The following is a 6,758-nucleotide window of genomic DNA, read 5'->3' as shown; positions in this document are numbered from 1 at the left end:
GCCCGATGCACCTATGAATGGCAAGCCCCCGGCGAGGGCGTCTATGAAGTGTTGGCGCAAATCCGCCGCGAGGACGGCAGCACGGTGCCCTTGGGCGCAGACACCAACTCCCCCCATGGCGGCATCGATACCCAGTTTGTTGTGGGCAATCCCGATTCGGAAGCGATGACTGCCTGGACCGACGCCCCCTTTGCTTTGGAACGGGGCGAGCGCACCCTGGAGCGCGATTTGGCGGTCGCCGGCGACCCACAAATCTGGTTTGAGAACTCCGCCCACAAGGTCTTTCCCAAAGACCAGGTCCAGTCCGGGGCCTCCGTCGACCCCAGCTATCGCATGCGCTTGGCGCGGAGGGAACGGGAGTCGTTCCAAATTGTCCTGCGCCCGGAAGCAGACTCCAATCTCCGCCCGACCTCGCACGCGCCGTTCGCGGCCTAACGGCCGCTCACGGGCGCGCGCCACCGCACGTCATTTATAAATAGTCCTGCGCAACGACCGATTTCCGCTCCGCGCTCACTCCCCGCCGAGCAGTTCGACGAGCAGCGCGTTCTGCGCGTGCATCCGATTTTCCGCTTGGTCCCAGACGAGGGTCCGGTCGGACTCCAGCACGTCGTCGGTGACCTCCTCGCCGCGGTGCGCGGGCAGGCAGTGCATCACCTTCGCGTCGGTGCCGGCGAGGAGCCCCCGGTTCACCTGGAACCCGTCGAAGGCGGCGAGCTTCTCGTCGCGCTGGTCCTCCTGTCCCATCGAGATCCACACGTCGGTGTAGACGATATCGGCGCCGTCGATCGCGGCCCCGGGGTCCGTGGTCGGCTCCACGTCAGCGCCGAACTCCGCGGCGCGGTCGAAGACGGCGGGGTTCATCCCGTAGTCGGCGGGGGTGGCGACCCGCACGTCGACGCCGGCCATCGCCGCGCCGACGACGAACGACTGCCCGACGTTGTTGCCGTCGCCGACCCACGCGACCGTGGCGTCCTCGCCGACCGTCTCACGGATCGTCAGGAGGTCGGCGAGCGTCTGACAGGGATGCGCCTCGTCGGTGAGCCCGTTGATCACGGGACAGTCGGCGTACGCGGCGAGCGTCTCCACGTCCTCGTGGTCGAACAGCCGCGCCATCACCCCGTCGACGTACCGGCCGAGCACCCGCGCGGTGTCGCGCAGGGGCTCGCCGTGCCCGAGCTGGATGTCGTCCGGCCCGAGGAACATCGCGTGGCCGCCGAGCCGCGTCATCCCCGTCTCGAAAGAGACGCGGGTGCGCGTCGAGGGCTTCTCGAAGATCATCCCCAGCGTCGCGTCCCCGAGTCGAGGGTCGCTCTCGCCCGCCTTCATCGCGGCGGCGCGGTCGAGCAGGGCGTCCAGTTCGGCTGGCGACACGTCGTCGATGTCGAGGAAGTCGTCGGTTGCGAGTGGCATGGTGTGTGCGTGGTGTGGTGGTGTGAGCGTGGTGGCGTTCGAAAACGGTCGCGTGTCCGATAGTCGACGAGGCGGTACGTTACAGTCGCTCCCGGCAGACGTCGGTCAGGACGTCCACGGCGCGGTCCAGCTCGGAGAGCGGGAGCCGCTCGTCCGGGGCGTGGTCCAGGTCGGAGTTCCCGGGCCCGTACGTGACCATCGGGCGGTCCCACGCGGCCGCGAAGAGATTCATGTCGCTCGTTCCGGTCTTCCGGAGCAGGCGCACGTCGCCGCCGGCGCCGCGGATCGCGACCCGGAACGCCCGCGCCAAGTCCGTCCGGGGGCTCTCCATCACGGGCGGCATCGGGTCGCCCCAGTGCACCGACCCGGTCGAGAGCTCCGCCTCCGCCAGCTCGTGGATCTCGTCGACCGGGCGGGAGGGCGGCACCCGCAGCTGGACGTCCATCGTCGTCTCCACGGCGAGCCCGTCGTCGCTCAGCCCGCCGTCGATCGAGATGGGCTTGGTCGTCACCTGGTCGAACACCGCGGTCTCCGGGTCGGCGGGGGTGAACGCCTCCTCGACGCCGTGCCACCAGTCGATCGCGTGCTGGATCGCGTTCGGCTCCGGCCGCGAGGAGTGGCCCGACTCGCTCGTGTTCACGTACGTCCCCTCCAGCAGTCCGCGGTACCCGAGGGTGATCCCGGCCCAGCCGGACGGCTCGCCGTTGATGACCGCGTCCGGGGCGTCGCGGTCGTCGATGAGGTGGCGCGCGCCGCCGGAGTCGACCTCCTCGCGGACGACGCCCGCGAAGGAGACGCCCGTCTTCACCGCCGCGACCGCCATCGCGACGAGCGGTCCCGTCGCGTCGACCGCCCCGCGGCCCCACAGCACGGGCTCGCCGGGCTCGCCGACGCGGACGTCGGACGGCTCCGGGAGCTCTCCCGCCGGCGGCGCCGCCCGCACCTCGACCGGGATGTCGCCCGGGACCGTGTCGACGTGCGAGGTCAGGAGGACCGCGTCGTTCGCGGGCGCCCGGACGTTGCCGACCTCGTCGATCCACGCCTCCCGACCGTTCGCCTCGAAGAAGTCGACGAGCCGCTCCGCGGCCCGCTCCTCCTCGCCCGACGGGGAGGGGATCGAGACCATGTCGTACAGCAGTTTCCGGGCGGGCGTGTCGCAGGCGGCGGGGTAGCCCCCGCCCGCGACGACGTCGGTACCGGCGGGGGACGACTCGGCGGCCGCTGACGACTCCGCCGGCTCCGACGCGCCGTCCGACTCCGACTCGGCGTCGATCTCCCGCCCCTCTCCGGTCGCCATCACCCGATCACCTCGGTGAGGGCGTCGACCACCGCGTCGGCGTGCTCGCGCTCGACCGTCAGCGGCGGCAGCAGGCGCAACACGGTGCGGCCCGCCGGCAGCGCGAGGATCTGATGATCGATCGCGAGATCACGCAGCAGGCGGTTCGATCCCCGCTTCACCTCGATCCCGATCATCAGGCCGTCGCCGCGCACGTCGCGGACGTCGTCGCCGAGGCGCTCCTCGATCTGTCCGCGGAGGTACGCGCCGACCGCGGCGGCGTGCTCGGGGAGCCCCTCGCGCTCGATGACGTCGAGCGTGGCGCCCGCGGCCGCGGAGACGACCGGACCGCCGGAGAACGTCGAGCCGTGGTCGCCGGCGTCCTCGGCGATCCAGTCGCGACACAGCGTCGCGCCGATCGGGAGCCCGCTGCCGAGCCCCTTCGCCGTCGTGAGGAGGTCCGGGACCACGTCGTGTCTGTCGGCCGCCCACAGCGAGCCGGTGCGACCGAGCCCGGTCTGGATCTCGTCGAGTATCATCGCCGCACCCGACGTCGCCGTCGCGACGCGGACCGCCTGCAGGTACTCGGTGTCGACGGGGTTGATCCCGCCCTCGCCTTGAAGGGGTTCCAGGATCACCGCCGCGGTCTCGTCGTCGACGGCCTCGCGCATCGCCTCCGCGTCGCCGTACTCGACGAACTCAACGCCGCCCGCGAGCGGCTCGAACCCCTGCTTGTACTTCTGTTTCCAGGTGGTCGCGAGCGCGCCCATCGTCCGGCCGTGGAACCCCTGCGTCGTCGCGACGATCTTCTCGCGGCCCGTCGCGTGCCGCGCGAACTTCAGCGCGGCCTCGTTGGCCTCCGTGCCGGAGTTACAGAGCCAGACGTTGTCGACGTCGACCGGTCCGGTCTCGGAGAGCCGCTCGTACAGCGCCGTCCGCGCCGCGTGCGGGTACGACGCCTGCACGTACATGAGCTCCTCCAGCTGGCTCGTCGCGGCGTCGACGACCTCGGGGTGACAGTGGCCGACCGGCGTGCAGGCGTAGCTCGCCCCGAAGTCGAGGTACTCGGTGCCGTTCGCGTCGGTGACGTACACGCCCTCGCCCGAGGCGATCTCGATCGGCTTCTCGGAGAAGACGAAGCCGCTCATGCGTCGACCGCCTCCGTGTCCCCTGTGTCATCCTCACCGAGCGCCGACCGCTCGATCGTCGTTCCCGCGCCGCCGAGGGCGGCGAGGATAGGGTCGTCGACGTTGGCGTCGGCGACGACGACGCTGCCGGCACCGCCGGAGAGCGCCTCCGTCGCCGCCATCACCTTCTTGCCCATGAACCCCTCGGCGGCGTCTTCGACCGCCGCCAGTTCCTCGGGCGTCGCCGCCGACTCGATCAGCGTGTCCGGGTCGTCAGGGTCGGCGTAGACGCCCGCCACGTCCGTCAGCAGGACGAGGTCGGCGCCGAGCGCGCCCGCGACCGCCGCGGCCGCCCGGTCCGCGTCCGCGTTGACCGGCGTGACGCCGCCGTCGCTCTCTTTCCCCTCCATCGGGGGCGAAACGACGGGGGTGTAGCCGTCGGCGAGCAGCCCGGAGAGGAGGTCGGCGTTCACCGACTCGATCCGCCCGGAGTGCTCGCCGCGGCGGATCTTCTTCTTGCCGTCCTCGATCACGCGGACCGCCGACTTGCGGGGGCCCGAGAGGAGCCCGCCGTCGACGCCCGAGAGGCCGACCGCGTCGACCCCGGCCTCGCGGAACAGCGCCGTCAGCTCGGTGTTGAGCTTGCCCGCCATCGCCATCGTGAACGCCTCCATCGTCTGCGCGTCGGTGAACCGACCCGTGACGCCGGAGGCGCTCTCGACGTACTCCGGCTCCATGCCGAGCCGTTCGATCGTCTCGTCGACGACCGTCGAGCCGCCGTGGACGACGACGATCCGCCGCCCGTCGGCGACGAGGTCGGCGATGTCGTCGACCGCGCCGGCCGGGTCGACCGCCTTCGCGCCGCCGATCTTGACGACGACCGTGGGCTCGTCGGCGGGGTCGCCTCCGCCGTCGGCGACCGCCGCGTCGCGTTCGCCCGTCATGGCGACCCCACCGGGTGGAGCCCATTGAATTCGAGGCCCGCGGTCTCCGGCAGGCCGAGGGCGACGTTCGCCGCGTGGACCGCCTGTCCCGCGGAGCCCTTCATCATGTTGTCGATCGCCGAGAAGACGACGACGCGCTTGTTGCCGGGGTCGAGCTCGAAGCCGACCTCGCCGTGGTTCGTGCCGGCGACCGACTTCGGCTCGGGGTAGCGGTAGACGCCGCCCCCGCCGGAGACGATACGCACGAACGGCTCGTCGGCGTACGCGCCGCGGTACGCCCCCCACAGGTCCCCCTTCGAGACGGGTCCGTCGGGGAAGACGTGGCAGGTCGCGCTCGCGCCGCGCACCATGTCGACCGCGTGGACGGTGAAGGAGACGGAGAGCCCGAGGTACGCCTCGATCTCCGCCTCGTGGCGGTGTCCGGTCGGGGCGTACGGGCGCACGACGCCCGAGCGCTCCGGGTGCGAGGAGGCCGCGCCGCCGCCGGCGCCGCCCTCCGAGGAACCGACCTTCACGTCGACGACGACCTCGCCCGCGTCGGGGCCGAGCGCGCCGGCGTCGACCAGCGGCTTCAGGCCGAGGATCGTCGCCGTCGCGTTACAGCCGCCCCCGGCGATCAGGTCGGCGCCGGGGAGGTTCTCGCGGTTGATCTCGGGGAGCGCGTACTCCGCGCGCTCCAGGTACTCCGGCGACTCGTGACCGTCGTACCACTCGTCGTAGGCGTCGGCCTCCGGGAGCCGGAAGTCCGCCGAGAGGTCGACGACGGTGTCGGCGGCCTCGAAGTACTCGTCGACCCGCCCCATCGAGACGCCGTGGGGAGTCGCCGAGAACAGCACGTCGACCGATTCGAGGTCGTCGGGGTCGGAGAAGCGCAGGTCGAGCCCGCGTAGGTTCGGGTGCGACCGTCCCACAGTCATGTTGTCGGCCGACCGCGACGTGGCCTGCACCACGTCGAAGCCGGGGTGACCGGCGAGGAGCCGCAGCAGCTCGCCGCCGGTGAATCCCGTCCCTCCGACGACGCTCGCGGTGTACGTCTCGTCGGGGCTCGCGTCCGCCGACGGTTCCGTCCCGTCGCCGACGTTCATGGCGCGACCTCCTCGCCGTCGGCCGCCGCGGCGACTTTCGCCTCCAGCCAGTCGACGACCTCCGCCGGGACGTCGACCTCGCTCGCCGCGTCGAGCGCCTTGAACTCGACCGTGTGGTTCACCTCGTGGACGGTGTACTCGCCGGCGCCGGCCCCGCCCACCTCCATGAGGTCGACGCCGAGCAGGCCGCCGCCGACCGCCTCGCTCGCGCGCTCGACCAGCTCCGTCGCGCGCTCGTCGAGATCGAACGACGTCGTCTCGCCGCCCTTCGCGGCGTTCGTGAGCCAGTGGTCGGACGAGCGCGTCATCGCGGCGACGGGCTCGCCGTCGACCGCCAGCGCGCGAATGTCGCGGCCGGGCTTGTCGACGAACTCCTGGATGTAGAACACCTTGTGCTCGTAGTGGCCGAGCGTCTCCTTGTGCTCGAGAATCGCCTCGGCCGCGTTCCGCGAGTCGATCTTCGCCATCAGCCGGCCCCACGAGCCGACGACGGGCTTGAGCACGCACGGGTAGCCGAACGACTCGATCGCCTCCAGCGCGGCCTCCGCGGTGAACGCGACCTCCGTCGCCGGGGTCGGGACGTCCGCCTCGGCGAGCGCGAGCGAGTTCTTCGCCTTGTCGGCGCAGACGTCGCCCGTCTCGGGGGAGTTCACCACGCGGACGCCGTAGCTGTCGAGGAACTCCGTCGCGTACAGCGACCGGCTCGTCGACAGGCAGCGGTCGACGACGATGTCGAGGTCGTCGACGTTCGCCGTCGTCGATTCGAGGCCGAACCGCTCCCTGCGGACGTCGATCTTCTCGACCTCGTGGCCGCGCTCGCGGAGCTCGCCGAGCAGCAGCTTCTCGTCCTTCCGGATCCGGGAGTAGAGGATCCCTACGCGCATGTCGACCACTCGCGTGTCGCGGCCGTGGCGGT

Annotated in this window: 7 protein-coding genes; 1 reads left to right on the top strand and 6 read right to left on the bottom strand. The window is 71.4% G+C overall.

The features are described from left to right. Positions 1-435, top strand: a 435-nt coding sequence (locus R6U01_RS10420; RefSeq protein ID WP_410286390.1) for a hypothetical protein, incomplete at its 5' end; no start/stop codon positions are given. Positions 436-510: 75 nt separating this feature from the next. Here R6U01_RS10420 and argF read toward each other — a convergent pair. From argF to lysX, 6 genes are all read right to left on the bottom strand, one after another. Continuing rightward, positions 511-1,410 (bottom strand): ornithine carbamoyltransferase, encoded by a 900-nt coding sequence (gene argF, locus R6U01_RS10415; RefSeq protein ID WP_410286389.1) that lies wholly within the window; start codon positions 1,408-1,410, stop codon positions 511-513. A gap of 79 nt (positions 1,411-1,489) precedes the next feature. Then, a complete protein-coding gene (locus R6U01_RS10410; protein ID WP_410286388.1) occupies positions 1,490-2,707 on the bottom strand; it encodes a [LysW]-lysine hydrolase in 1,218 nt (405 codons plus the stop codon). Beyond that, the gene (locus R6U01_RS10405; RefSeq protein ID WP_410286387.1) at positions 2,707-3,834 is read right to left on the bottom strand and encodes an aspartate aminotransferase family protein; all 1,128 of its coding nucleotides are present in this window, start codon (positions 3,832-3,834) and stop codon (positions 2,707-2,709) included. The genes R6U01_RS10410 and R6U01_RS10405 overlap by 1 nt, the downstream gene beginning before the upstream one ends. Beyond that, positions 3,831-4,757 carry an acetylglutamate/acetylaminoadipate kinase gene (locus tag R6U01_RS10400; RefSeq protein ID WP_410286386.1) on the bottom strand — a complete coding sequence of 309 codons (927 nt, stop codon included), beginning with the start codon at positions 4,755-4,757 and terminating at the stop codon, positions 3,831-3,833. The genes R6U01_RS10405 and R6U01_RS10400 overlap by 4 nt, the downstream gene beginning before the upstream one ends. Continuing rightward, the gene (gene argC, locus R6U01_RS10395) at positions 4,754-5,842 is read right to left on the bottom strand and encodes an N-acetyl-gamma-glutamyl-phosphate reductase (protein WP_410286385.1); all 1,089 of its coding nucleotides are present in this window, start codon (positions 5,840-5,842) and stop codon (positions 4,754-4,756) included. Before argC ends, R6U01_RS10400 begins: the two co-directional genes overlap by 4 nt. Next, the gene (gene lysX, locus R6U01_RS10390) at positions 5,839-6,726 is read right to left on the bottom strand and encodes a lysine biosynthesis protein LysX (RefSeq protein WP_410286384.1); all 888 of its coding nucleotides are present in this window, start codon (positions 6,724-6,726) and stop codon (positions 5,839-5,841) included. The genes argC and lysX overlap by 4 nt, the downstream gene beginning before the upstream one ends. Between the last annotated feature and the right edge of the window lie 32 nt (positions 6,727-6,758).

This window comes from Halorubrum sp., from assembly GCF_046498025.1.
Lineage (GTDB): Archaea > Halobacteriota > Halobacteria > Halobacteriales > Haloferacaceae > Halorubrum.
Note: the sequence above shows the minus strand (reverse complement) of the source record. Positions and strands in the feature narration are given on the sequence as shown.